Genomic DNA, 26,710 nt, shown 5'->3' on the forward strand with positions numbered 1-26,710 from the left:
CGCATCGATGAACGCCTCGACCGCGCGAACCGGGTTATCTGCCGATACGTAATCATCAAGCGATGCAGGCAGCAGATAGTCCTGCCGACGGTCTTCCCCCTGAACGAAACGGCCCATGCCCAAGCCTCCCGAAACGTCGGAAAACCATAGCAGATTCCGACGTTTTTACACAGCCTCGGGCGGGAGCGGCCACCCTGCCCGCCTGCCGCCACGACCCAATTCCCGCCACTCAACCTACCTTGACCGCCTCTGACTTTCGGTCATTCATTCATATCCGAGTTTGCCGAAAGCCCGATCAATTCCATCTCCCCAGGTCGTGCGAGCTAATCCGAGAGCCAGTGCTGAAATTACAGCATCTTGATTTGCTTGAGCCACAATTCGACCAGTTCCGGCCACTTGCCGACAGGCTCGGTCGGGTGGCGGAGCGCAAAGGCATGGCCGCCATGCGCGAACAGGTGCAATTCGGTGGAGACGCCCGCCTTGTCGAGCGCGGAGGCATACATCAGACTGTTGCAGACGGGATCGGTCTCGTCGTTCCAGGCTTGGGCGATGAATTGCGGGGGAGCGGCTTTCGTAATGGGGAGCTTCGGATCAAATGACCCGTCGTCCCTACAGATATGGCCGGGATAGAGTGCGATGCCGAAGTCCGGACGGCTGCTGATCTTGTCGATCGCATCGACCGGGCGATAGGTCGGCGCGAGGATGTTGCTGGTCTGTGCCACCAGATAGCCGCCAGCCGACATGCCAAGGACGCCGATACGGTTGGGATCGATGCGCAGTTCGGCAGACTTGGCCCGCACCAACCTTATGGTCCGCTGGGCATCCTGCAGCGCGCGTGGGATTTTCGGCGTGATCTGGCGCTCCGTCACCGGGTCCCAAAAGTCGTTGCCTCCTGGCGCCCGGTATTTCGAGACGATGCAGGTGACGCCCCTGGCCACCAGCCAGTCGCAGATTTCCGTACCCTCCAGCCCGACGAAAACCTTCTGGAAACCGCCGCCGGGAAGGACGATGATCGCCGTCTTCGTTTTCGGCTCTTTCGCGGGTATGATGGTCATCGTCGGCACCGCGACGTTCATGACGACCTGGGACCAGCCGCCTGCCACGCCAGGATCGCGATATGTTCGGACCGTTTCGCCAGGCTGGGGCCTGAACGTTCCGTCGGGCGCAGCGCCGGGCCAGATATGGATCTGGCGCGATCCTGCGGGCGCTTGCCAGATTTCGACCTTCTCGACCGCATCGTCAGGAGGCGAAGCAGGCTTGCTCTGCTCGGCCGCCGTCGAACCGCCACATGCGCAGAGAGCCGCCGTCACCGCAAAAAGCCATACCATCTTCGATCGGGTCACGCGCGATCTCCTCATCATGGTGAATGGGAACCGGCTTCAGCGCGGGATAGGCGCAAAAACCTCATGGCTACATGTCTTGTCGGCGCTGGCGGAAGTATATGTTCGGCTCAATCGAGCCGACAAAGGATAATAAATCCCGGCAGCCCATAGTTTATCTCATGGCCCGTATTGCGGAGCCGCCGGGCTGCCGGATCAACGCGGCCACCGTTTGCGAACGGCTGGTCCTATGACTTCGACACGATCGGTCCAAATCAGGCCGCAGAAGCCATCCGGCACCTTCGCAAGCTCGTTGACCGTATCCAGACGGGTGAAGTCGTCAGAACCCAGACCGGACACCGACCCGATCAGCATGACATCGGTATTGGCGTTCGCCATGCGCCCAAGAAAGCGATTGGGCCAGCCCCAGGCCAAGGCCCGCATGTTCATTGCGGCAAGGACCGTGCCGTCTCGACATGTCTTCGGGACATAGCCTGTCCAGCCAAGTGCGGCATAGGCGAGCGTGCATTTCGCACCGCGCCTGTCATGGATCACCGGCAGTTGCGGTCGAAGTTTCTTGACGGCCTCAGTCGCGGGCGTGTCGCCGAACAGGGCGATACGGCTCCAGGCTTCGGGATGCCGCTTGTCGATATACAGGACGAGGTTGGTGCCCGACGACGCGCCGTCTTTCAACTGGACGAGGAAGCGCTGCTTCAGAAAGGCGCGAAACGCTTCGTCCAGCGTGGTCATCAGCCCCCGACCATGACCCCGGAGCGGGTAGGTCTTGCCGCCGTCCGCGGTATATCCATAGTCGACATCCAAGGACTTCATGTCCACGAAGGTCGTCCGATTGACAGGTCCTGTTCCATCCGTCCGGCATTCGAGTCCGAAATCATGGAACAGGACGAACTCCCCGTCGGCCGTCTCCCTGACGTCGACCTCGACGACATCCGCGCCAGCATCGATGGCAGCGCGGATCAAGGGCAGCGTGTTATCGATCAGGCGGTGGCGTGGCGGCAGAATATGCCTGGCCCGGCAATCCTGGGGATCATCCGAGTTGCCCTCGAAAAGCTGATGCACGCTGCGTTGCGCAATTAGCGTCGGCCTTCCTGACGGTGACTTTGCCAACCAAGAAGCGTTCGCCAGATATATAGGCACTAGGTGTTTGATCCCACGGTTTGCTGGTGCGATCCTTTCGTTGGAATGGAAGGAAACCGCATGGGACAGGTACGTCACGGGAGCGCCACGACCACGCACGCCGTCCGAGCAGCAATACAGCGATCGCAAGCTTCGCTCGCGACGCTGAGCCGTGAACTGGGGATCAATCCGAAGACAGTCGCGAAATGGCGGAAAAGGGCGACGGTCGAGGATTTGAAGACCGGGCCGAAGGCCCCTCATTCAACAACCTTGTCCGAGGCTGAAGAGGCGATGGTTGTGGCGTTCCGCCGTCACACACTGCTGCCGCTCGACGACTGCCTCTACGCATTGCAGCCGTCCATCCCGCACCTGACCCGGTCAGCGCTGCACCGCTGCCTTCAGCGACATGGCATATCCCGTCTGCCGGACATTGAAGGCGATAAGCCGAAGCGGCAGCGCTTCAAGCGCTACCCGATCGGCTTCTTCCACATAGACATCGCAGAGGTGCAGACCGCCGAAGGCAAGCTTTACCTGTTCGTCGGCATCGATCGCACTAGCAAATTCGCGGTCACGCAGCTGGTCGACAAGGCTGATCGCCGGACAGCATGCGCGTTCCTCGAAAACCTGCTGAAGGCCGTGCCGTACCGTATCCACACCATTCTGACGGACAACGGCATCCAGTTCGCCGAGCAGCCTCGTAACCGCAACACCGCCTGGTCGCGCCAAATGCGGTTCGACATGATCTGCGAGGCAAACGACATCGAGCACCGTCTGACGAAGCCGAACCATCCGTGGACCAACGGACAGGTCGAACGGATGAACCGGACCATCAAGGAGGCGACCGTCAAACGCTTCCACTACGAGAGCCACAACCAACTGCGGATGCACCTCGCCGACTTCATGGCCGCCTACAATTTCGCCCGCCGGCTCAAGACGCTCAGCGGGCTTACACCCTACGAATACATCGCCAAGATCTGGACGTCAGAGCCAGATCGGTTCATCGTCAATCCGATCCACCAGATGCCAGGACTGAACACCTAGGGGTCACCAATGGCTGAAATCAGCCATTCTTGGCTATCTCCATAGCGACTTGTGTCTCCGACAAACCAATGATTTTGCCAGCGGTCATCCGGTTGGCAGCGCCACGGGCAACCATGAGGGCGCGGGTGCGCTTGCCATAGTGGGGGACGATCTCGGGCGACATGCCCAAGATTGAGCCTACTTCACTATCGTTCAGAGCCGTCTCCAACAGATAGCAGCAAGCATTCTTGCGTAGGCCGTGGAACGTGAATGTCGCGCCGTTCTTGATCGTTTCGCGGGCGATCAGGTCTTCCAGCATTTCGCGCACTGGCTCCTTATCCATCAGCTTGCGCAAGCGCTCTTGGATAGCGCCGGTCGTCCTGAATGGTCCGCCCGTGAGCGTATGAACGACCTAGCGGCTAGCACGACAGCTCAGTTCCGCGTGGTCAAGAGCGTTGCTGTCGCTTGCTTGGGATCGGGCGTCACCGGGTCCATGCCCTTGCCCGACGGCAGGGGGAGCGGCGGCGGATTCTCGTCCATCAGGTTGCGCACGAAATAGTCGCGCAGCTTGCGCCAGAAGAATGGCTGGTACACGAAGTGGCGCGTGTTGGGCAGGATGACCACGTCCACGTCGCGACCCTTGGCGATCAGCGTGTTGGCGAGGCGGAAGCTCTCCGTCACGGGGACATTGTCGTCGATATCGCCGTGCACCAGCAACAGCTTGCCGACCAAGTTGCCCGCCACCGACATGTTGGAATTGCGTTCCCAGACCTCGGGCGGGGCCAGGCCCATCGACACCTCCGGCCACCACGCCTTGTCGAGCCGCAGGTCGTGGTTGCCCGCGCCCGCGACGGAGACCTTGAAGAAGCCGGGGCGCCGCAGGATGAAGCGCGCCGCGTCATAACCGCCCGCTGAGAAGCCGTAGACCCCGACCCGGTCCAGATCCATATAGGGGTAGCGCGCCGCCATCTGGCGCATTATCGCGATGTGATCGTCAATGCCGACCTCGCCCAGATTCTGATAGGCGGGCAGACGGAACGCCTGGCCCCGCTGCGATGTGCCGCGTCCGTCGATCGCAACGACGATCGCACCCAGCTGCGCGACGCTGTTGGTGTTCAGCCGCACGGCTGAGGCCCAGTCCTGGGGCACGACATGGGTGGTCGGCCCGGTATAGACATAGTCGATCACCGGATAGCGGCGGTTCGGATCGAAATTCGCGGGCCGCCAGATCATGCCGTACAATGGTGTGCGACCATCCGCCGCGACGCCGGTGAAGGGCTCCGGCGGCACGAAGCCGCTGGCAAACAGTGCCCTGGCATCGGCCTTGGCCAGCGTCTTCAGGATACGGCCATCGACCGCCGAGCGGATGACGGTCACGGTCGGCTGCGTCGGGCTGGACATGCTGTCGAGGAAATAGCGCCCGTCGAACGAAAGGCTGGTGACGTGATCCAGCGGTTCGGGCGTCAGCAGCACCGGCTGACTACCGTCCAGCACCACGCGGTAGAGTTGCCGGTAATAGGGATTGCGATCCGGCTCGCGCCCGATGCCGGTCAGCAGCAGCGTCTTGTCCTGCGGCCGATAGTCGGCGATGCCGGTCACCTCCCACTTGCCGCGCGTCAACGGATAGCCGCCATCGGGATCGTCCGGCCGGACCAGATAGAGCTGCGCCCAGCCCGAGCGTTCCGACACGATCAATTCGCCGCCCAGGTCAGGCGCGCCACGGAAGGACGTGGCGGTGACTGTCACCAGCGGCTTGACCGCCTCACGCGCGAGCAGCGTCGCGACGCCGGTATCGGGATCGGCGGAGAAGGATTCGATCTTCGAATAACCGCGCTCGGTCCGCTGGAAGCGGAGGTGCCCGCCCATCCAATAGCTTTTGATCTCGTCGGGATAGAGCCGCACCTCGGGCGGCACCTGGATCACGACCGGCCGTGCCCGTCGCCGCTTCAGCGCATCCTCGACATTGACGGTATAGAGCGTGCTCTGCGGCACCTTCTCCGCGCCCGCGAGCGGGTAGATATAGCGGAAGCTGCGCGGATAGAAGCTGCCCGGCGGATTTTCCTGCGTGACCGACAGGGGCACGACCCCGCGCGTATCGAGCCGCCAGGTCACGACATAACGGCTGTCGGGAGACCAGCGGACCTGGACGGGCCGTTTGGGATCCTCCGTCCCCTGCTCCAATATGTCGCTGAGCTGGGGGATGGTCCGGCCATAGGATTGCTCGGGCGTGCCGTCGGTGGTCAGGGCGACCTCGCGCCCGCTCTTCCGGTCGCGCGCGACGAGATTGTCGTGGCGGACAAGCACCTCGAACCGGCCGTCGGGTGATACCCCACCGTCACCCTGCGGCGGGCCGACCGGCGCCGCCACGACCTGGCCGTCCGCTCCCAGGGTCCAACGCCGCCCCGCGAAATTGAAAACCAGGGCACCCCCAGAATAGTCGAGCGCGTCCAGGACCATCTGCTTGGGATCGACCTCCTTGCCCGTCGCCTGGGCGAGCTGTGCGGCGAGCGCGTCCTCACCGATGATCCGGCGCGATGTGCCGCTGGCGAGGTGGTAATAGGTGAAGATGCGCGCACCGACCGTCCCCGCGCGATAGAGCACGCCCTTGCTGTCAAAGGTGAATTGCGGTCGCGGCATCGCATCGACGAGCAGCGTGTCGAACGCGGGCGCCAGATATTTGTCGGCGAGCGCATAGCGTTCCGCGACGGAGGGCATTGCCTTCGGCGCGACGGGCACCGACTGGGCGAGCACCGGTTCGACAAGAACTGACTGGGACAGGACAAGCGCCAGCAGCACCGGTCGGTGGATGGTCATGGATATCATCATCATGCTCTTCGTCGTCCCGCAATCCCTCACGCCACGTCCCAGGTCAGCGGACGGGCACGTCAGCCATCATCCGCAGCAGCACGGCGGCGAACTCGCGTGCCCGCTCGCCCACGCGACGATTGGTATAGGTGAGATGCGCTTCGTAGCGGCTGCACAGATCGGGTTCGGCCGCCAGGAACAGCGCGGGGTAGCGAACCACCTCCCCGGCCTCGCGCGCAGGCGCTGCTTCCTCCCACAGCCGCTCCAGCACCGCCTGGCTGCGGCGGTCGTCCTCGGCCGACCAGTCCGGCGTCGCCTCGATCTCCGCTAGATCGACCCAGCGGCGCAAGATGGCGGGCAGCGTCGACTGTCCGTTATCGGCGGGCCAGCACGCAGCCTCGCACATCAGGGTCGCCGACCGCTCCTGCCGATCCCCGGCGGGCGGCAGCGCCAGCACCGCCGCGCGGACCGTCTTCCAACTCGTCCGGTCGGGAACATCCCCGTCATGGCTGCGCCGATGCAACGCCCGCATGTCACCCAGCAGCGCGACCGCCGGGCCGGGACCATGTGCAAGCTCCGGCGCGTCGAGCAGGACGAGCGCCGCGCCGTTCGCCACGCGTGACAGGTCCGCACCGACCGGAATGGCCTTCAGTGCTGCGTGGAGAAAGGGCTCCCCGTCCGCCAGGGTCCGCACCCGCTCGGTCAGTGCCAGCAACAGCGCCGCCACGGGTATCGGCAACCCAGCCCGTGTCGCCAGCGCCTCCGCATCGGCGGGTGGTTCGGAGTCTTCGAGCATGCCCGACTTGACCGCCGGATCGCCGTGAAACGCAGGGGTCACGCCGCTGCGTCCAGCATCGCCGACAGGCGGGCCCGCGACTGGACGCCGATTATGCGGTCGCGCATCTCCCCCCCGGAAAACAGCAGCAGGGTCGGCAGGGTCGAGACGGCGAAACGGTCGCGAAGGCCCGGCTCGTCCTCGACATTGACCTTCACGATGCGCGCCTCTTCGGCATGATCCTGCGCCAGATCCTCCAGCGTCGGCATCAGCCCCCGGCACGGGGCGCACCATGGTGCCCAGAAGTCCACCAGCACCGGCACATCCGCAGCCAATACCATATCGTCGAACGTGGCGACGGTCGCCACCTGTACGCTACTCACATCACCTCTCCCTGAATGTGATCATCCACCGCGACCGCCGACCATCATCGCGTCGATGCGGATGGTCGGCTGGCCGACGCCGACGTCCAGCGTCTGCCCTTGCTTGCCGCAGGTGGCGACACCGTCGTCGAGCGCCAGGTCGTGACCGACCATGCTGATATGCTTCAACGCCTCGTGCCCGACGCCGATCAGCGTCGCGCCCTCGATCGGCGCGGTCAGGCGGCCGTCCTCGATCAGCCAGGCGGCCGTGGTCGAAAAATTGAACCGGCCGCTGGTGATGTCGACCTGTCCGCCGCCGAACGCGGTGGCATAGATGCCGCGCGAGACCGATCGCAGGATGTCGGCCGGATCGTCCTGGCCCGCGGCGAGATAGGTATTGGTCATGCGCGGCATCGGCAGATGCGCATGGCTCTGGCGACGGCCATTGCCGGTCGGTCGCGCGTTCATCAGGCCCGCGTTCAACCGGTCCTGCATCAGCCCGGTCAGGATGCCGTCGCGCACCAGCACGGTCTTCTCCGGCGCGGTCCCCTCGTCATCCATGCCGAGCGAACCGATCCGACCGGGCAGCCCGCCATCATCGATCACGGTGACGCCCGACGCAGCGATCCGCTCACCGACCCGTCCGGCAAAGGCGGACAGCCCCTGGCGGTGATGATCGCCCTCCAGCCCATGGCCGACCGCCTCGTGGAACAGCACGCCGGGATAGCCGGGGCCGAGCACGATCGGAAACGTGCCTGCGGGTGCGGGTCGCGCGTCCAGATTGACCAGCGCCATGGTCGTCGCCTCGCTGACCGCGCGGGCGATCGCATCCTCGCGCAACCCCGACAGGTCGTGACGCCCGCCAAGCCCGCCAAAGCCGCGCGCGCGGCGTCCATTGGCCTCCGCCACGATGGTCAGGCGCAGTTGGACCATCGGCCGCACATCGGCACGCATGTGGCCATCGAGATCCGCGACGAGCACGACATGTTCGCTCGCCGACAGGTTCGCATCGACCCGAACGATGCGGGGATCGGCGGCACGCGCCAGCGTCTCTACGCGTTCGAGCAGCGCGATCCAGCGCGCCGCATCGGCGTCCGCCACCGGGTCGAGCGTGGGATACAGGCCATGGTCCGCCGATGCCGCGTTCAACGTGATGGGTGCGGTGACGTGACCGCCACCGGCCCGGCCCAGCGCGTAAACGGTGTCGGACAGGATCGCCAGCGCCTCGGGCCGCATATCTGCGGAATAGGCGAAGGCGACCTCAGCTCCGCGGGCGATACGCGCGCCGACACCCTGGTTGATGCCGAAGCCCCCGGCGGTGACGCGGCCGTCCTCCAGCCGCCAGTTCCGCGAACTGCGCGTTTCAAAATACAGGTCGCCCAGATCGGCACCTCCGACCGCCAGCCGGCCAAGCGCACGCCCCACGTCTGTCCGGTCCAGCCCGGCGGGGGCGAAAATACGGGTGCTGGCCCGGTCCATCGCGGCGCTCGTCATGCGCGTCCTCCGATCTGCATATCGTCGACCAGAATGGACCCGGTGCGCACCGCCCCCTGCCGTTCGCGGTCTTCGCCGACCGCCACGACGCGGCGCCACATGTCTGGCAGGCGACCGCCCAACGTCACGTCGATGACGGGATGGACGATCTCGCCCCCCTCCACCCAGAAGCCGGAGACCGCCTGGGTCCAGTTGCCGGTCACCGGATCGCTGCCGCCACCCTGCAATTGCGTGACGATCAACCCGGTGTCCATCGCCTGACGCATCGCCGCGGCGGTGCCGCCCGGCGCATGGCTGGACAGGATCAGGTTCCACGGCCCGTCGGCATTGCCGGTCGAGCGCATACCAAGCTTCCTGGCGGACCGGCTGCCGAGGAAATAGCCCTGGCACCGTCCCCGCGCGATGATCGCGCGGCGGCTGCCCGCCACCCCTTCATGATCCCAGCCGCCGCTCGCCATGCCGAAGGGCTCGAGCGGATCCTCGAACAGATCGAGATGGTCGGCGGCGATCTCCGTCCCCAGCGCGCCCGCAAGCCAGCTCGCGCGGCTGTGTTGCGCCTGACCGAACAGCGCCTGGGTCAGCGCGTGGATCAGCGTCGGTGCGATCCGCGCCTCGAACAGAACCGGGGCGCGGCGCCCCGCGATCGAGCGTCCCCCGCGCTGTGCGACGGCGCGCTCCACCGCCTGTCGGGCCTGTGCCGATACCGGACCAAGCGCATCGAAGCGGCGATCGCTCGCCTGTGCATATTCGCGCACGCTCGGCCCGTTCGGGTCGTCCGCCAGCGCGGTCGCCCATTGGGTGTGGGTCGAGGCCGCGATCGACCTGCAAAAGCCCGCCGAGGTCGCCAGCGCCGACAGATGATCGCTGGATCCGACTGCCACTTCCCCCGCCCGCACGCTACCGCTGGCCTGCGCCGCGGCATCGGCGGTCAGGGCTTCCAGTTCCAGCGCACGCGCCATCAGGCTTTCCGGCGATTGCCCCGAATGGGCGAACATCTCCGGCGCCGGGCCATCCCAGGCCAGCGTTTCGAAGTTGGCCAGCCCGGCATCGGCGTCGGGCTGGACCAGCCCGGCAATCGCATGCGCCTCCGCCACCACCCGCGCGATCGAGGCGTCGTCCAGCGCCACGGTGGAAGCCCCGCCGGTGCGGCCATCGCGGTACACGGTCAGCGACAGCGACTGATAGGCGTCGCGCACCGCGCTCTCCGCCACGCCTCCGCGCACCTTGATGCTGATGCCGCCGCCCGCGCGCACGGTGGCGGACGCCGCGTCGACGCCGAGCGCCCTGGCCTGTTCGACCGCCGCCGCCGCCGCGTCGCGCAGACTTGCCTCGTCGCGGGTGCAAAAGCCCGTCATTCCGTTTCCTCCGGGATCGTCGAACAGGCCGCATGGCCGTCGCCGATGGTCAGTGCATGGCTGTGATAGCGGCGCAGCCGGTTGTCGTGGACCACGCTGACCAGCGTGATGTCGGGCAAGGCGGCCAGCAATTCTCCGTGGAAGAAGCGGGCATTGTCGGCATCGAGCGCGCTCGTCGCCTCGTCGAGCACCAGCAGGTCGGGGCGGTGGAGCAGGATACGCGCCATTGCCACGCGCTGCTGCTCGCCCGGTGACAGTTCCTCCTGCCACATCCGCACGGCATGCATGTGCTCGACATGCGCGGCCAGCCGGACGCGGGTCAGCAGCGCAGCGATGGTCGCGTCGTCATGGGCCTCGGCCGCATCGGGGAAACAGATGGCGGCCTTCAGATTGCCCAGCGGCAGATAGAGACGCTGCGGCACAAACATCACCGTGCCCTCGCCGTGCAACGTCACCGATCCAGCACCATCGGGCCACAGCCCGGCGATCGCGCGCAGCAGCGTGCTCTTGCCCGCGCCCGACGGCCCCTGCACCACCCAGCGCTCGCCGCGCCGCACGGTCCAGTCGCCGATGTCGAGCATCGCCGCGCCGCTGGGCCGGGCGATCCGCAGCCCCTGCGTCGCGATCGCGGTCGAGGGTCCGGCGTCGGGCCGGAAGGTGAAAGCGATCCCGCGCGGCCGCCGCGCGTCGATCGCGTCGTCCAGCGCCTTTAGACGGTTGATGTTGGCGACCTGCTGGCCGATCCAGCTGAACTGCTGGACAAAAATGGACAGGTTCTGGACCATCGTGCCGAACGCATCGCGCGCGCCCATCACCTGGCCGAAGCTGATCGCCCCGGCAAAGTAGCGCGGCACCAGCAGCATGATCGGAATGATCCCGCCGACCCGCTGGTAGACACCGTCACCCGCCTGGATGCCCAGCGTGGTGAGGATCAGCCGACGAAAATTGCGCCGGATCTGGTCGAAGGATTCGACAAGCGCGGCCTGCTCGGTCGCCACCGCGCCCGCGAAGCCGATCTGCGCGGCATTGCGCCGCACGTGCATCAGGTTACCACGAAAATCGGCTTCGACATGCTGCAACCGCATCGTCGCGCGGATGAAGGGGCGCCCGATCCACCCGATCACGAAACTGCCGAACATGGCGTAAAGCACCGCGTACCAGACTGTGCCGCCGGGAATGGAGACGGCGGCACCGAACAGGCTGAAGCGGATCGGCTCGGCCGTTTCCATCAGGATCATCGCGAAGGTGATGCTGCCGACGATACTGCCGACGAAGCCCAACGCGATGGTGACGACACTGGGCATGTTGCCCTTCGTGCCCGTCAGCGCGCCGATATCGTCGGCGATGCGCTGATCCGGGTTGTCGATCATCCGCAACCGTTCGATCTCGGCATAACGGTTATGCGACAGATAGCGCCCTATGTAACGATCCGTCAGATAGCGCCGCCAGCGGATGCCCAGCACCATCCTGATGAAGGTTTCGACCAGGCTGATCGATACCTGCAACGCCATGATGCCGAAAAACAGCATCATCAACCAGGCGAAGCGGCCTACCTCCCGCTTCTCGATCCCGTCGTAAAAGGCCTGTTGCCAGCGATTGGTCGCGACGAACAGATAGGTGGTGCCGAACTGGAAGCCGAGCAGCAGGATCACCGCGAACCAGGCAAATTTCCAGTCCTTCGACGTCCAATAGGCCCCGACCAGCCGGAACGCATGACGCCAGCGCTCTCCGGCTGGTTGTGGAGGGGAAAGATGCGTCTCGCGACGCACCTCCCCGCTTTGTGTCGGTTGCGGCATCATGGCGGTTGCGTATCCCGTTCAGCGTATCGTTGGCTGCCGTCCTTACCGGAAGCGATAGGACAGCGTTACGCGCACCGTCCGCGTCTCCTGAATCGGCAGATAGGTGGTGTTGTAGCTGATCCCGTAATTGCGCCGGTCGAACAGGTTACGGATGCCGATGTTCAGATCGAATTTCTGCCAACTCAGGAAGCCGTTGAGATCGATCTGGATGGCCGGAGGCACATAATAGGAACCCGTCCGCGTCACCGCCGCGCTCGACCGTCCGAACGCCCCCGCACTGAGGCCCGCTGTCACGTCGTCCGACAGCTTGTGCCGATAGGAGGAATAGAGGCTGTAGGATTCGCGCGGCTGACCCTGTACGGTGTTGCCATACTGGCTGAGCGTCAGCACCTCAGGCTGGGCGTTCACATAGGTGCCGGAGATCATCCAGTTGGGCGTGATCTGGCCGATGATGCTCAGGTCGATGCCCTGCGACTGCAATCCCGGCGCCGCCGTCACATAGCCGGGATGCAGCGGATCGGCGATGATCGCGACACTCTGGCGCAGCTTGAAATACGAACCTTGCAGCAGGACCTTGCTGTGGAACAGGTCGATCTTGACGCCCGCCTCGCTGTTGCGGGTCTCGACATCCGGCAGCAGGTTGCGATTGAAGTCCACCACCACCGTCGGCGTATAGCCATAAGCCAGCGTGCCATAGATGCTGACATTCTTCGTCACATCGAACACCGCGCCGAAATTGGGCGACGAGGAAGACCGGCCCTCGGAATTCGGCCGCCGGTTCGAGAAGAAGCGGATGTTGCTGCCGTAATCGTTACCGCGAACGCCCGCGACCAGCGAGAGCTTCCAGACGTTCAGCATATACTGGCCGTAATAGCCGGTCTGGTGCGTCTTGGTGATATAATCCTGCTGGTCGATGGCGGGCAGCGGCGGCGGTGCCGGCGGCGTGAACAGATTATAGGGCGCCATGAACCCCTTCGACGCGCTGGCCGAGAGCGTCGAATTCTGGACATAGGTGCCGCCGGCGATGATCATGTGGCGCAGCGGACCGGTCTTGAATTCGAACCGGCCATAGCTGTCGACCGTGTCCAGCGAGATGGTGTTCCGGGCGTGCCCGCCATTCAACAGCACCGTGCCGGACCCGCTGAACACCGCGAACGGACCATAGGACGCCACGTCGGTGACGATGTCCTGATGCTGGCCGCGCACGACGAAGGTCAGCCAGTCGGTCACCTTCTGCGTCAGGTCGACATAGGCCTGCACCGTCTCGGTACGGGCACCCTGGTTCTTCTGCCCCCACAGCGGCTTGTCGAGGCTGACCTCGAACGGCTGGTTGGTATCGGGATTAAGCAGCGTATAGGGCGCCGCCGGGGTGAACTGGTCGCCCAGCGACACGCCCGCGATCACGTCGGTGGTCCCGTTCTTGAAGCGGATGCTGGGGGCGACAAGGTTGTCGCGAAGACCGGCATAACCGCCCCAGTTGCGATCCGCCTGGTTGACGCTGACGATCATGCGCGCACTGACCGTCTTGCTGGAATTGACCGCGCCGAACGCGTCGCCGGTGAAGCGATATTGGCCGAAAGATCCCGCCTCGGCGGTGGCCTGGACAAAGGTGTCCGCGCTCGGCTTCTTGGTCACGATGTTGATCGCGCCGCCGAGATTCTGCATCCCCGCCAGGATCGCGTCCGGCCCCTTCAGCACCTCCAGGCGCTCGACATTGGCGACCGGCTGGGTCGAGGCGCCCGCGACGCCCGTGGGCATGCCGTTGGTCAGGCCACTGGTTGCGAAACCACGCACCGAATAGGTGACGCCGCCCTGCACGGTCGCCGTATTGACGGTCACACCGCCGACATTGCGCAGCGCGTCGAAGACCGACTGGGACTGCTGTTCTTCCATCAGCTTGCTGGAGATGATCTGCGCCGTGCGCGGCTGTTCGCGCAGCGACTTGCCGGTGCGGCTGGAGGTCGAAGTCGCCCGGACGAGGTAGTTCGTCTCCGCCGCATCGCGCCGCGCGACCACGAAGATGTCGTTGAACACCGCGAGGCGGCCGTCGCGCATCTCGACCGTCAGGCCGCTGTCATGCGTCGCCTCGCGGACCGCCTGCTCCGCCGTTCGGGCGGAGTGGACGGCGACGGAATTCTTGCCTCTCACCGCGTCAGGGTCAAAATCGACGGGGACGCCCGTCTCCCTGGAAATCTGGTGGAGCGCATCGGCGAGCGGCATTTCCGGCACCGATATGCGGCTGGATTGCGCCATCGCCGGCGCCGCGCCCGCGATCATCGACAAGGCGCTGCCCCCCACAGACAAAGACGCCAGCATCAATCGTAGATTCTTCATCACCTGCCCCCTTGCCGTGCTGGCGAGATCCCACGATCTTCCATGCTTTGGACAAACAAGCCAAAGTCCCGTTTCGCGGGTATCCGCCCTGACGGTTGCCCATGATGATCCACGATCGGTTCTCAAGAACCGACCTTGCCCTGCCCGCAGGATCAGGATCACGCGCCTGCGGTAAATTCGGCGTCCCCTATATCCGACCTGTTCGGGTCGCGCTGGGTGCGTCCTCCTTCTGGAGAAACGATGCAAAGGAACAAGGATCAGGGCAAATCACTAATTATGATATATTCATCAGCCACATTGATGGTCGAAACGGTCACTCAGCAGGCCATGCCATTCGATGCCGGTTTTCAACGCATCGAGCACCCATTCCAGATACGGTGCACCGTCGAGATGGACCGGCCATTGGGCCGCAACAGGCATGGGTGACAGTTCGCCGGGCATAGTGATCAGCCGGATCGGCATGGTCGAGGCATAATACTGCCCCGACCAGGAAGCGACCGTGGCGATCAGGTCGGTGCGCTCGACCAGCGCGGGGAGCATCGCATACATGCTGGTGCGAACCAGCACATTGCGGCGCGCCAGCAGGGGATGGTCGTGGATGCCCATATTGCCGTCCTCCATGTCCTCGGACAGGGCGACGTGACGGCCATTCAGATATTGTTCGACCGTCATGCGATCGCCCAGACTCGGATGATCGCGGCAGACCATGGCGGTGTGCGACATTTCGAACAGCAGCCGAACCGGCAGGGTCGGATTGACCATCCGTCCGGGCAGGATCGCAAGGTCGACCCCGCGCTCGAACAGTGCCTCGACCGAACTATAGTTGAAGGGCACCAGTTCGACCCGCAATCCAGGCGCTTGGCGCAAAAGGCTGGGGATGGTGGTACGCAGCAACATCAGTTCGATTTCCTGGGGTGCCGCGATTACGATCATGCGCGACGTCGTGGCCGGGTCGAAATCCAGCCGAAGGTCCAGCACGTCGCCTGCCTCGCGCATGATGCGCATGATCCTGGGGCGCAGCGCCTCGCCCAGCGCGGTCAGACGGCGTTCGCCATGTCGGTAGACGACCAGCGGATCGTCGAAATTCTCGCGCAACCGCCGCAACGCCATGCTCATCGCAGGCTGGCTAAGCGCGATCATCCGCCCCGCCTCGGTCAGGGTAGGCGCCCGCAGAATCGCCGCCAGCGCGTAGAGAAGGTTGAGATTCAGCCGCCGCAAAATCTGCTGAGGTGGCCCTCTGTCATCGCTCATTACGTTCCCGCCCCACTATCGTAGGCAGATCATCCAAGGCAGCGCGATGCGTGTCAAACTGAGTAGCCCCTGGATTTCCGGACGTCTTGGATCCTGATTTTGAGGACAAGCGGCGATGATGGAGAAGCCTAATTTCAGCGATGAGTTCAAGCGCCAACGGCTATCTTGCGCTCTATCTGCTAACGCACAGTTGCCTGCCGTCGAAATGGGTCTTCCCCGGCCACCTCAACACCCGCGACGAAGCCAGCTCAGCCGTGATCGGCACCAACCCGGTGACCGAGATCCGCCGTATTCCGGCGACGCGGCCCGTCGCCATCGTCGACGACTATCCCCGTTTCGCCCTCGGCAACCCTGCTACGCGAGGCGTGCTGCGCGACGCGCTGGCGCGAGAATACCACCTCGCGGCCTGTATCCCCACCGGGCCGGACCGGATGCGGCTGATCTATCGGCCGGGCGCAGGCAGAGCGGCGGGCCATTGTCCCAGCGCAAGCGCGCTGGCGGCGATCCCATGAAAAATCCCCGCCGGCATGGCCGACGGGGATAGGCATTTCGGGTCCTGGATCAGAAGTTCGTCGTGACCGAGAACTGAATGTACCGGCCATAGATGTCGTAGAAATTGACCGGCGAATTCTGCCACCCGTTGATCGAGTAGGTATTGTTGCCGCCCCGCGCCGGGATGATCGGCGGGTCCTTGTCGAGCAGGTTGTTGATCGTCACGCCCAGCGTCATCCGCTTGGCGATGTTCACATTCGCCGCCAGGTCGAAATAGCTGTAATTGGGGATGCGCGCGAACGTGTTCTGGACCGTGCGGCGAACAGTGCCGCTCTGGGTGGCCGAGATATAGCGCCAATTCAGCGAGACCTGGAAGATCCCTTCCGCGCCGGTGAAGGTACCGCGCAGATTGTGGCGCCACTTCGGAATGGGATTACCCACGCCGTCGCCGAAATAGCCGACATTGCCCGACTGGTTGGTGATCGAGGCCGCGCTGGTCACGAGACCGCCGTTGAAGTCGCTGGCAAAGGTGCCGCCGGCGACCGGCAGGTCGTAATGCGCCTGGAAGTCATAGCCGGTCGTGCCGATCTGGTTGGGCACGTTGAGCACCAGCGAGCTGACATAGCCCGAATTCGGATTGTTGATGTTGCCGAACAGCGTGCCGTTGCCGTTGCGCACGAACTGCTGGCACGAAATCCGGTTCAGCTCGGTCGGATCGGTCGCATAGTTGATGCAGTTGTTGACGATCGTGTCCTGATCCAGCCCAACGATCTGGTTGGTGTAGCGGATCTCGTAATGATCCACCGAGAAGCTGAAGCGCGGCAGGAAGCTGGGCGTCAGCACCACGCCGTACGTCAGGGTGTTGGCGGTCTGCGGCCCCAGCGCCGGATCGACTGCGCCGTTGCGGTAGATACAGCCCGCATCGGGGCAGCGGATGGTCGTGCTGCCATAGCTGGCCGGGTTGAAGCCGGGCTGCAACTGGCACGCAGCCAGGCTGGCGAGCGGGGCACCGCCCGCGGCGGTCGACGCGCCGCAGATGTCGACGAAGTTCAGGCTGCGGGCGAAATTGATGTTCTCGGTTGCCTCGAACACGTTGGGCGCCCGCGAGGCGAAGTTGCGCGCTACGCGGAAGCGGATGTCGCGGATCGGTGCCCAGGTGCCCTCCAGCTTCCATGTGCTGAAGAAGGTCTTGGACGACGTGTCGTAGTTGGACGCGCGATAGCCACCGCTGAAGCCCAGCAAATGGGTCCAGGACTGATCCTGGATCAACGGCACCTGGATTTCGGTCGCCAGCTCCTTGGCGGTCTGGGTCCCGCGCGAGAAGGACGACGGGTTCGGCGTACCCTGGATGATCGTGTTATAATCGGCGCTGGTGAAGTTGTTGGCGATGTCGCGACGCAGTTCGGCGCCGAAGCTCACCTGCACGCCATCGGTCGCCAATGGCGAGCGGATGCCGTATTTGCCCAGGTCGCCGCTGATATTGGCCTGCACGTCGAAGAAATAGCCGACATTGCGACGCGGCCCGTTGGGGCCATAGGCGAAGATATAGTTATAGGCGGCGGGATCGTTCGAATCCCCGCGGAAGATGTCGAGCGGCACGCAGTTCGGATCGGTGCCGTTGACCTTGGCCACGCAGGTCGGCACGCCGTTGACGTTGACGACGTTCAGAGCGCGCGCGATGTTGGTGCCGGAGGGTGCCCAGTTGCGGTTGATCGCGCTCTTGACCAGGCTCTTGGCCCAGACCCCGCCGACATCATAATGCCACGCGCCCGCAAAGTCGCCACGCACGCCCAGCGCCGCGCGGTTATAGACCTGCTCATAGTCGATCGTACGGGTCGGGTAATGCTGGAAGCGATAACCGAAGTCGATCGGTACGGTCGCCGAGGTGCCGGCCGCCGCGCCGCACAGCACCTGCGCCTGCTGCGCCGACATCAGCGGGTTGTTGCAGTTCAGCTGATAGCCGCCCGCGCCGTTGGTCCCCTCGCCGATCGTGGCGGGCAGGTACGTCCCCTGGCTGGTGTTGCGGGTGTACATGTAGCTGCCGTAGATTTCGGCCCAGTCTGTCGCCTTGAACGACAGGAAGCCGCCCGCATTGTACCGCTCGTTGGCGCGCAGCATCTGATAGCTGTCGTCCATGCGGTTCTGGCGGTCGGTGGTCGCGTCCTGCGTGTTGCGATACGGGCGGAAGACGCGGCTACCGTCGCTGGCGTTGATCTGCGGCGTGCCCGGCGTACCGTTGTTCAGCCTGTAGATATAGCCGTAGCGCGAGTAGATCGTGCTGTCGCAGCTGAGCGCACCGTCGATCCCGTTCTGCAACAGGTGGCACGCCTGCGACGAGCGCGAATTGTACGGCAGGTTTTCGGTGTGACGATAGCTGAAATAGCCCGAGAGCGAGAGCCGGTCGTCGAACAGCTGCGTGCCTGCTGCCACGTTGATCGTCGCGCGCGCGCCGTCATTGGTCCAGCCCAGCGGGGTCGGGAAACCGCGTGATTGCGCGGTGTCGGTGACGATGTTGCGGCGATTCAGGTGATTGAAGAAGCCGTAATTGGCGTCGACCTGCACGCCCTTGAAATTCTTCTTCAGGATGAAGTTGACCACGCCGGTGAGCGCGTCGGGGCCATATACGGCCGCGGCACCGCCGGTCAGCACGTCGACCCGCTGGACGAGCGCGGGTGGGATCGAGTTGATGTCGGCCGCAACCTGGCCGCCGAGGCGCATGCCGTCGAGCAGGATCAGCGCCGCGCCGCCCGAACCACCGATGTTGCGCAGGTTGATGCGCCCGGTGCCGTTGCCCTCGTCATCGGCCTGCGGGGCGTAAGGTACGACCTGCGGCAGGCGGTTGAGAACGTCCTCGATATTGACCGCGCCGCTCAGCTTGATCTCCTGCGCGGAGACGGCCTGGATCGGTGCAGCCGAGGCGAGGTTGGGATTGACGATGCGCGAGCCGGTGACGACGACGTCGCCCGCGGCCGTATCGCCGCCCTGGGCCTGATCGCGACCGTCCGACCGGATATCCTCGCGCTCGGCGTTCTTGCGGCTCTCGCTCTTGGACGTATCGGACGTGCCGCCCGTCGTCTGTTGCGACTGTGCGGCGGCCGGAACGGCGCAGAGCGCCACCATCGCGCTGGTCGCAAACAAAATTCCTGTGTTCTTCATGAACTCCCCCTTCTCAGTGATGATCGCGCCCCCGCGACTTCACCCTATGTCTTTTGAAGTCCGCCGATTTTTGGTCATCGGTCCGATTTTTCGCGAAGGCACCCGGCAATGACGGCGTTGCTTTCAGCCCGGCCTGGAATAGCAGGACCCAAATTCTGCGCCGTCATCACCGGGGGTCATGCTTGCAGAAGGATCGGGGGCTTTCAATGGTATCCTACCAATGGCCACCATGTTCGTTGCCCCAACCAATGCGCGATTATTATTTCATTTCATTAGCTTGTCTGATGGATAGACGTTTTCCGCATCGATTAAATAAATATGAAGTCACTATTTTTTACTGGTCGATCGGCAAATTGGTATGCCCTGTCCGCATTGGTAATACTTGCGGCAAGCATCGATGAATGTTTCGTATTTTTAGTGCCTTACGCGAATTCGGATTAGCCGTATTGGCACCCCGCCTTCCTGACGGGATCGCGACGCTCCGATGCGCCGCCTGGCGCGGACGACTGCGGAAAATATGGACGCGCAGACGATTCGCATGAGGTCGTCCATCGGCGCCCACGCCGATGGGGCCGTGGAGCTATCCCGGGGTGGTGCTGCGCCCAGTCCCCTCAACCACCTCCCATGCGGGCGCGATGGAGATCAAGGGTCTCTGGTACCTGACCTATCACATCGCAGATGCGAAGGGCGGAGGCATTTCCGCCGTTCGGTTGCGATCGCCCCGATGAGCTGGGCCGACAGCGCCCCCGCCATCCGCCCGGTCACACTCACCGAGGCCCCTGTGCATTGTTCGGACACAGATCCACGGCAGCGGTTTGACAAGCAGCGGCATGAAGCCATTGGCGTCGCGATCGAGGCGATCAGACTAGACGTAATCGCCGGTCAGATTGATGCTGTCCAAGCCAAGCGGCAAGAGCCGGGACAGCCTAGCCGCTCAGCTCCTGCTCGCCGATGGTGCCTATGACGCCGTACACTCGCGCACCGTCATCGCCTCGCCTTCGTTCCCAACACGCCCCAGCGGGCCAGCAGAAACACCTTCGAACGCCAGCTCTGTTTCGAGCACCACCTGTCGAGTTCTGCTCCTCCCGACCAAAGCCATTCCGCCGCGTCGCCATACGCTTCGAGAAAAATCGTCCGCAACTATCTCGCCATGGTCATTCTGGCCGCCACCATCCGATGGCTGCCTGTCAAATGCGTTCGTATCGCGGTGAGCGAAACGCCGTTCGACGGGCTGGGTCTGTCCTGACAGGCAACCGCATCGACCGGCCTGTTCGGCCGCGTGACTGGCTCGCTGCAAATCGCTTGCAAGTCTGCCACCTTAGCTCATACATTACGATTTAATGACACCCACCATCCCCGACACGTCACGGGACCGTCGAATAGAAGATCCGACAAATCTCTGGATTATCCATCCAGCGGCACGCTTTCTTCTGCCCTGGTTCATCGAGCGCGGAATCTCCGCCAATGCCGTTTCCCTGGCGGGGCTGGCTTTGGGCACGTCGGCGGCGCTGGCCTATACCCAGTGGGAAATGTGGCCATTCAGCTTTGTCGGCTCGCTGCTGTCGGTCTGCTGGCTTGTCGCCGACGGCTTGGATGGGATGATCGCGCGGGCCACAGGCACCGCCAGTCCGCTGGGACGCGCGCTGGACGGGTTGTGCGACCACGGCGTTTTCATCCTGATCTATGTCTCGCTGGCCTTCTCCATCGGCACATTGGAAGGTTGGGCACTGGCGGTGGCCGCAGGCGTCGCACATATGGTCCAATCCAATATGTACGAGAGCGAGCGAGCCCGCTTTCACCGTCGTCGCAATGCGGTGGCGACGATCGCCCGCCCTGCCCCCAGCCGCAATCCGCTTGTCCAACTCTACGATCATTGCTGGGGACTGTTGGATCGCGTTGCCGCGCGGTTCGATCACGCGCTGGGGCAGCACCGGGCTCCCTCTGAACTTGCGACAAGATATGCCGCCATGGCCGTCAGGCCCATGCGGCTGATGAGCCTGTTGTCCGCCAATGTGCGGGTCTATGCCATTTTTCTTGCCTGTTTTTTCGGCAATCCGCGCCTGTTCTGGTGGTTTGAGCTCATTCCGCTGAACATCGTTCTCATCCTCGGACTTTTCCAGCACCGCACTGTCGAAAACAGACTAACAGTGCCGGCAAATTCTTTTCCAGAAAATAAAAGGAATTAAACAGCAATGCCGGCCATAAATATCGCCATCATCGGGGTAGGAAACTGTGCCAGCTCTCTGGTGCAGGGGCTTTCCTATTATCGCGAGGGTGCAAATGAGACAGTCGGGCTCATGCATTCGGACCTGGGCGGTTACAAGCCGAATGATATCCGCGTCGTCGCGGCTTGGGATATCGATCAGCGAAAAGTCGGCAAGGACGTATCAGAGGCGATTTTCGCCAAGCCCAATTGCACCACCGTCTTTTGCGAAGCCGTTCCTCCCACGGGGACCAAGGTCCAGATGGGGCATATCCTTGACGGCGTCGCCGAACATATGTCGGATTATGACGATCATCGGACATTCCTGATCGCGAATGAGAAGGAGGCGTCCAAAGCGGAAGTGGTCGCCGCCCTGCGCGAGACCAAGGCCGATGTGCTGATGAACTATCTGCCGGTGGGTTCGCAGGCCGCCAGCGAGTTCTACGCCGAATGCGCGCTCGAGGCGGGTGTGGCGTTCGTGAACAATATTCCCGTGTTCATCGCAAGTGACCCCGTATGGGCGGAACGCTTCACCAAGGCTGGCGTGCCGATCATCGGCGACGACATCAAGGCGCAGCTCGGTGCCACCATCGTTCATCGCGTGCTGACCGATCTGTTCGCCAAGCGGGGCGTCAAGCTGGAACGGACCTATCAGCTGAACACCGGCGGCAACACCGACTTCCTCAACATGTCCAACCATCGCCGCCTCGCCTCCAAGAAAATCTCGAAGACCGAGGCGGTGCAGTCGGTCGCTGCGGAGCGGCTGCATGACGACAATGTTCATATCGGCCCGTCCGACTATGTGCCCTGGCAGAATGACAACAAGATCTGCTTCCTGCGCATGGAGGGGACGATGTTCGGCGGTGTGCCGATGAACCTTGAGTTGCGCCTGTCCGTCGAGGACAGCCCCAACAGTGCGGGCGTCGCCATCGATATGATCCGGTGTGCCAAGTTGGCGAAGGATCGCGGTCTGGCGGGGCCGATCGACGCTGCGTCGGCGTATTTCTGCAAGCATCCGCGGATCCAGATGACCGATGACCTTGCAGCGCAGGCGGTCGACGAGTTCATTGCCGTAGCGGCGGAATGATCGAAACCGGTATCGTTCTTGCGGCAGGCGAAGGCTCCCGCCTTCGCGCTGTCGCCCCGCTCAAGCCGCTCTGCCTGGTGGCCGGGCGGACACTGCTTGCCCATGCCGTGTTCGGCATGGCGCAGGCGGGGCTGGCCCGAACGGTCGTGGTAGTCGGCTATGAGGCAGAGACGATCGAAGCCTATGTCGCGGCGCAAGACTGGCCGATCAAAGTCGAAACGGTCCGGGTAAAAGATCATCGCGATCCCAACGGTTCGTCGTTGCTCGCAGCGGAACCTATGCTGTGCGGTGAGGAGGCGATCCTTGCGATGTGCGACCATCTGGTCGAACCGGAATTCTATCGGCGAATGGCCGGTGCGGATACGGGCGGCGGTGCGTCGCTCGGTATCGACCGTCGGATCGATAGCGATTGGATCGATCTTGAGGATGTGACGTGCGTTCGGACGGACGGCGACCGCGTGGTCGGCATCGGCAAGGGCCTGGCCCTCTATGATTGCTTCGATACGGGCGTCTTCGCGGTCGGCCAGGGCCTCTTCGACGCACTGCGCGGATTGGAAAAGCCCTCTCTTACCGAGGGGATGCGGTGCCTGGCATCCGACCGGGCCGCCGGCATCCGCGATTGCAGCGATCTGGGATGGATCGATGTGGACGATGAACGGGCATGGCTCATTGCAGAAAACTGGCTCACCTCCAAGTCGTCGTAGCGCAGGTGGCGCTTAACGCCCAAGCGGACAGCGGCTTGGCGGTCCCCTCCCTGTCTAACGCAAGCGCCGACACACACGCTGCATGCCGATCTTGAAGGGGTCGGCTCAGCGGCCCCTTAGTGGCGTTATACCCATCTGCATACGCCACTTCGGCCATTTCAGAGCATAGCCGTCGGCCGTGTCCAGATGTACAGTGCACAGCCGCCAAAGACGACGGCGACTATGATGCAGGCCATGGCAGTGGGATGCGCGGTCAGGACGAAGACGGCATAGCCGATCACCATGCCGCCATAGGCCATTCCCTTGGCCCGGCGGCCCATGGCACCGTCGCGCCGCCACGCACGAAGCGTCGGCCCGAAACGAGGATGGCTCAGCAACCGCGCCTCGAGACGGGGTGACGAGCGGGCGAAGCATCCCGCCGCCAGGATGAGGAAGATCGTGGTGGGCATCAGCGGCAGCAACGCGCCGACGATCCCCAGCCCGACGCAGAATAGCCCCAGCAACAGCCAACCGAGTCGTATCGTCCGCCTGACACGGCTCCCCCGCCAAGCATCACGCAAAGCTGTCATCGGCGAGTGTCCGAACGTAGAGGAAGGCGTCGCGCGCACCGTTGAGCATCAGCGCATCGTCCACCTGATCCAGGTCCAGCGCATCCACGGCCGCCGTAAAACTCTTCCAGGATTTGGCGCGTCCGTCCGGATGCCCGGCCAGATGACGGGCTCCGAATGTTTCGTCGAGACCCAATGCCCCTGCGCGCTTCAACAGCGAAGCCGCGCCCAGTGTCGATCCCTCGGCGACCCACAACCATCCGATCGTCGTGGCGGGATCCATCCGGGCCGCGTTGAACGGCAGAGGGAGGTCATCCGGCGGCGACCGACCGAGATCCGCCAGATCCTGCCGCACCCGATCCAGCCGCCCCCTTCCGGGCAGGTCCAGCGCTGGCGGGAGGGGCAGCGCCTTGCCGTAGAGCTCGTGGATGGCGCGGTGAAAACGATACTGCATCTCCAACAGCCGGACATAGTGATCGCGGTCTTGGAAGGGCTCGGCCGAGATGATCCGGTTATCGAGCCCGTCATGCGCGCTTCGCGTGGCCTGCATCAGCCGCTGGGAGCGGGAGGTCGGGCGGGCGGGCATGGTCGCCGGGATGCTGGAATGGGCTGGTGAAGCAAGCGAGTTCATGGCGATGTTCCTGGAACGAAGGGAAAGGATCAGCGGCGCAGGGCGAATTCGATCGGCACCTCGACGGTGACCGGATCGCCGGGAACGGCGTCATCGACGGCGGGCAAGGGCGCGGCGCGGCGCACCGTGTTCCGTGCCTCCATGTCGAGCAGCGGATATCCGGTGCCATGGACAAGTTCGACCGCGATCACCTCGCCCGATCGACTCAGGGTGATGGCAACCCGCGCGACGCCCTGTTGTCGCGTGGCCTCCGCCTGACGCGGATATCGGCGATAGCGTTTGAGATGACCGAGCAGCCGTGCGCGCCAGTCCGCCGCAGCGGCGGGAGTGGTCGCCGCAGGGTTTTCGGCCGACTTCGTGCCGGATAGAGCCGATGGTGGAAGCGCGACTTCCTGCACCGATTGGGCAGGCGGCGCGGTGGAGGGCACCGCGACCGATGACGGGACGGAGGTTGTGGGGACGACCGAGGCCACCGATTGTGACGGCGGTTCTGCCGTCGGAAAGGGCGGTCTGGGATCGGCGGATGGCGGAACATGGTCCGATGGCTTCGGCTTATCGAGCCGAGGCTGTTCGAGTTGCGGCTGGTCGAGCGGGATCGACTCCACGACGAACACCGCCATGGGCCCAGCGTCGATGGCCGGGGTCGGCGGCGGAATCAACCGGATGCTGAGCAGCAGCACGCCGAGCAATCCACTCGCCACCAGCGCCGCCATCCCGAACGCACGCGCTTGCGTAGGCTGGCGATAGCCCGGGAGGGGTTCGTCAAAAGGCATGTTCCAGCCTGATGCTCGCAGCCGTGCGACGAAAGGAGTAGAGCCAGTCGACATTACTCATCACCCGATTGTGCTGAAGAAGGATGTTGGGCGTCAGCCCGGCGAGATACAGCTTGGGCAGGCGCAGCACCGCGGTCAGGTTCACCTCGCGATCGTGGCGGACGGCGTCCAGCAGTGCGCTGTAGCTGCGGTAATCACGCTGGCGGACCGATCCGATCAGGGTCAGCTCGGCCCAGTCGGCAAAGCCGTGCACAACCCCCAGCCGCGCACCGACATAGCGATAGGCGTTGGCACGCTCCGGCGCGCGCTTGTCGCCCGCCTCGACACCGCCGAACAGCGTCCAGCCGCGCGGGCGCGACCACCAGCCGGTCAGGGTCGCTTCGGACAGCGCACCGTCGAGGTCGCCGAAGCCACGCCGATAATCGAACACCCGGCGCGCGATCTCCAGCCGCAGCGCGGTCGCTGGCGTCGGCGTGACCATCGCCTCGGCACGCAGGCCCGGCGCGGTATAGAGCAACCGGCTGCCCAGTCCTGCCACGTCGATGGTAGGCGACAGGGTCAGGCTGCGCCTGGCGGTCTGGTGATCATATCCGATCTGTGCGGTCAGGGTCGCCTGATCGAAAGCGCCGTGCCCCGGCCAGATGTCTCCGTAGACAAAGGCTCGGGCGAGCAATCCCCCCTGCCCCTTGAGCGCGACCCGGCGACTGAGGCTCCCCTCGATATTGAGGCCCACCGAGGCGATCGCAGGCGGCAGTGTGCGGTCGATCAGGCAAACGCCGTCCGCGCCGATCAACAGACAGGTCTGGCTGGCGGATGTCTGATTGAGGTTGCTGCTGTAACCCGGCCCGGCTGCGATCATGCCCTGCCATCCGTCGCGGCGCTTAAGCACGGTCAGGAAAGTGTCGACCGTCCGGCGGACCCCGGCGGCCCGTTCGCCTTGGCTGACCAGTTCCTGGCGGATTGCCGCAAACAGGCGCTTCGCCTCGCGATCCTTGCGGTTCTCGAACAACACGCGGCCGAGTTCCAGGCGGGCTGGCAGGAAGTCGGGCTGGATCGCCAGCAGGGCGCGATATTGCCGCTCCGCCTCGACCAGCCGCCCCTCGCTGCGCGCCAGGCCACCGCGCGCCCAGGCGACGAGCATCGGATCATGTCCGGTCAGCGTCCGGTAACGCGGCAGGAAGCGGCGGACATCGGACCAGTTCTTGCGCGCGACCGACAGATACAGCGCCCGGCCCAGATCGTCAGGGGTGTTGCCGACCGTATAGACCTGTCCGTCGATGGTGATGCGGTCGACCGGTTCGGTATGCTCGATCGCCGCACGTTCCTGCGGCGTGGTCCGGCGATCGATACCGGGATCGAGACGCAGGCGATTATCGTCGCTCCGCGCGCTCTGTGCGGCGACGGGCGGAGCCAGCACGAGCGAGCCCAATATGGCAAGAAGAGGAAGGGTGGCGTTGCGCATCAC

General features: G+C 64.1%; 22 protein-coding genes. 6 read left to right on the forward strand and 16 right to left on the reverse strand.

What is annotated here, in order from left to right; all coding sequences use genetic code 11:
* Window positions 1–347: 347 nt before the first annotated feature.
* Complete coding sequence (locus SOM26_RS08950) at window positions 348–1,076, reverse strand: alpha/beta hydrolase (RefSeq protein ID WP_320452381.1); 729 nt, start codon at window positions 1,074–1,076, stop codon at window positions 348–350.
* On the opposite strand from SOM26_RS08950, the gene SOM26_RS08955 reads away from it, so the two are divergent.
* The gene (locus tag SOM26_RS08955; RefSeq protein WP_320452382.1) at window positions 1,045–1,473 is read left to right on the forward strand and encodes a hypothetical protein; all 429 of its coding nucleotides are present in this window, start codon (window positions 1,045–1,047) and stop codon (window positions 1,471–1,473) included. The genes SOM26_RS08950 and SOM26_RS08955 overlap by 32 nt on opposite strands.
* Before the next feature lie 62 nt (window positions 1,474–1,535).
* On the opposite strand, the gene SOM26_RS08960 is transcribed toward SOM26_RS08955, so the two are convergent.
* On the reverse strand, window positions 1,536–2,399 hold the full coding sequence (locus SOM26_RS08960; protein WP_320452383.1) for a glycerophosphodiester phosphodiesterase family protein: 864 nt from the start codon (window positions 2,397–2,399) through the stop codon (window positions 1,536–1,538).
* 138 nt (window positions 2,400–2,537) lie between these two features.
* Here SOM26_RS08960 and SOM26_RS08965 point away from each other — a divergent pair, with 138 nt between their 5' ends.
* The gene (locus tag SOM26_RS08965; RefSeq protein WP_320452384.1) at window positions 2,538–3,497 is read left to right on the forward strand and encodes an IS481 family transposase; all 960 of its coding nucleotides are present in this window, start codon (window positions 2,538–2,540) and stop codon (window positions 3,495–3,497) included.
* Window positions 3,498–3,516: 19 nt separating this feature from the next.
* Here the strand turns inward: SOM26_RS08965 and SOM26_RS08970 are convergent, their stop codons facing one another.
* The 9 genes from SOM26_RS08970 to SOM26_RS09010 form a co-directional block, all read right to left on the reverse strand.
* Entirely contained in the window at window positions 3,517–3,831 is a 315-nt protein-coding gene (locus tag SOM26_RS08970; RefSeq protein ID WP_320452385.1) for a hypothetical protein, read from the reverse strand.
* 77 nt (window positions 3,832–3,908) lie between these two features.
* Window positions 3,909–6,290 (reverse strand): S9 family peptidase, encoded by a 2,382-nt coding sequence (locus tag SOM26_RS08975; RefSeq protein ID WP_320452386.1) that lies wholly within the window; start codon window positions 6,288–6,290, stop codon window positions 3,909–3,911.
* A 55-nt stretch (window positions 6,291–6,345) separates the two neighbouring features.
* Window positions 6,346–7,119, reverse strand: coding sequence for a hypothetical protein (locus SOM26_RS08980; protein ID WP_320452387.1), 774 nt, complete (start codon window positions 7,117–7,119; stop codon window positions 6,346–6,348).
* Window positions 7,116–7,439 (reverse strand): thioredoxin, encoded by a 324-nt coding sequence (gene trxA / locus SOM26_RS08985; protein WP_320452388.1) that lies wholly within the window; start codon window positions 7,437–7,439, stop codon window positions 7,116–7,118. Before trxA ends, SOM26_RS08980 begins: the two co-directional genes overlap by 4 nt.
* 21 nt (window positions 7,440–7,460) lie before the next feature.
* Window positions 7,461–8,912, reverse strand: a complete 1,452-nt coding sequence (locus tag SOM26_RS08990; RefSeq protein ID WP_320452389.1) for a metallopeptidase TldD-related protein — start codon at window positions 8,910–8,912, stop codon at window positions 7,461–7,463.
* The gene (locus SOM26_RS08995; RefSeq protein ID WP_320452390.1) at window positions 8,909–10,267 is read right to left on the reverse strand and encodes a TldD/PmbA family protein; all 1,359 of its coding nucleotides are present in this window, start codon (window positions 10,265–10,267) and stop codon (window positions 8,909–8,911) included. Before SOM26_RS08995 ends, SOM26_RS08990 begins: the two co-directional genes overlap by 4 nt.
* Window positions 10,264–12,063 carry an ABC transporter ATP-binding protein/permease gene (locus tag SOM26_RS09000; RefSeq protein ID WP_414712041.1) on the reverse strand — a complete coding sequence of 600 codons (1,800 nt, stop codon included), beginning with the start codon at window positions 12,061–12,063 and terminating at the stop codon, window positions 10,264–10,266. Before SOM26_RS09000 ends, SOM26_RS08995 begins: the two co-directional genes overlap by 4 nt.
* A 45-nt stretch (window positions 12,064–12,108) precedes the next feature.
* Window positions 12,109–14,343: a TonB-dependent siderophore receptor gene (locus tag SOM26_RS09005; RefSeq protein WP_320452768.1), complete on the reverse strand. Its 2,235-nt coding sequence runs from the start codon at window positions 14,341–14,343 to the stop codon at window positions 12,109–12,111.
* A 345-nt stretch (window positions 14,344–14,688) separates the two neighbouring features.
* Complete coding sequence (locus SOM26_RS09010; RefSeq protein WP_320452392.1) at window positions 14,689–15,651, reverse strand: LysR family transcriptional regulator; 963 nt, start codon at window positions 15,649–15,651, stop codon at window positions 14,689–14,691.
* 140 nt (window positions 15,652–15,791) lie between these two features.
* Here SOM26_RS09010 and SOM26_RS09015 point away from each other — a divergent pair, with 140 nt between their 5' ends.
* Window positions 15,792–16,163, forward strand: coding sequence for a hypothetical protein (locus tag SOM26_RS09015; protein ID WP_320452393.1), 372 nt, complete (start codon window positions 15,792–15,794; stop codon window positions 16,161–16,163).
* A 49-nt stretch (window positions 16,164–16,212) separates the two neighbouring features.
* Here the strand turns inward: SOM26_RS09015 and SOM26_RS09020 are convergent, their stop codons facing one another.
* A complete protein-coding gene (locus SOM26_RS09020; protein WP_320452394.1) occupies window positions 16,213–19,299 on the reverse strand; it encodes a TonB-dependent receptor domain-containing protein in 3,087 nt (1,028 codons plus the stop codon).
* Window positions 19,300–20,639: 1,340 nt separating this feature from the next.
* Between SOM26_RS09020 and SOM26_RS09025 the strand changes: the two genes are divergently transcribed.
* From SOM26_RS09025 to SOM26_RS09035, 3 genes are read left to right on the forward strand one after another with little or no spacing between them, the layout of a single operon-like run.
* Complete coding sequence (locus tag SOM26_RS09025; protein ID WP_320452395.1) at window positions 20,640–21,485, forward strand: CDP-alcohol phosphatidyltransferase family protein; 846 nt, start codon at window positions 20,640–20,642, stop codon at window positions 21,483–21,485.
* A 6-nt stretch (window positions 21,486–21,491) separates the two neighbouring features.
* Window positions 21,492–22,589, forward strand: coding sequence for an inositol-3-phosphate synthase (locus SOM26_RS09030; RefSeq protein WP_320452396.1), 1,098 nt, complete (start codon window positions 21,492–21,494; stop codon window positions 22,587–22,589).
* Window positions 22,586–23,293: a phosphocholine cytidylyltransferase family protein gene (locus SOM26_RS09035; protein ID WP_320452397.1), complete on the forward strand. Its 708-nt coding sequence runs from the start codon at window positions 22,586–22,588 to the stop codon at window positions 23,291–23,293. Before SOM26_RS09030 ends, SOM26_RS09035 begins: the two co-directional genes overlap by 4 nt.
* A 158-nt stretch (window positions 23,294–23,451) precedes the next feature.
* Here the strand turns inward: SOM26_RS09035 and SOM26_RS09040 are convergent, their stop codons facing one another.
* The 4 genes from SOM26_RS09040 to SOM26_RS09055 form a co-directional block, all read right to left on the reverse strand.
* Complete coding sequence (locus SOM26_RS09040; RefSeq protein ID WP_320452398.1) at window positions 23,452–23,862, reverse strand: YbaN family protein; 411 nt, start codon at window positions 23,860–23,862, stop codon at window positions 23,452–23,454.
* Complete coding sequence (locus tag SOM26_RS09045; RefSeq protein ID WP_320452399.1) at window positions 23,846–24,427, reverse strand: biliverdin-producing heme oxygenase; 582 nt, start codon at window positions 24,425–24,427, stop codon at window positions 23,846–23,848. The genes SOM26_RS09040 and SOM26_RS09045 overlap by 17 nt, the downstream gene beginning before the upstream one ends.
* A 74-nt stretch (window positions 24,428–24,501) precedes the next feature.
* Window positions 24,502–25,245 carry an energy transducer TonB gene (locus SOM26_RS09050; protein ID WP_320452400.1) on the reverse strand — a complete coding sequence of 248 codons (744 nt, stop codon included), beginning with the start codon at window positions 25,243–25,245 and terminating at the stop codon, window positions 24,502–24,504.
* The gene (locus tag SOM26_RS09055) at window positions 25,235–26,707 is read right to left on the reverse strand and encodes a surface lipoprotein assembly modifier (protein WP_422663643.1); all 1,473 of its coding nucleotides are present in this window, start codon (window positions 26,705–26,707) and stop codon (window positions 25,235–25,237) included. The genes SOM26_RS09050 and SOM26_RS09055 overlap by 11 nt, the downstream gene beginning before the upstream one ends.
* Between the last annotated feature and the right edge of the window lie 3 nt (window positions 26,708–26,710).

This window comes from Sphingomonas sp. CFBP8993, from assembly GCF_034044895.1.
Taxonomy (GTDB): domain Bacteria; phylum Pseudomonadota; class Alphaproteobacteria; order Sphingomonadales; family Sphingomonadaceae; genus Sphingomonas.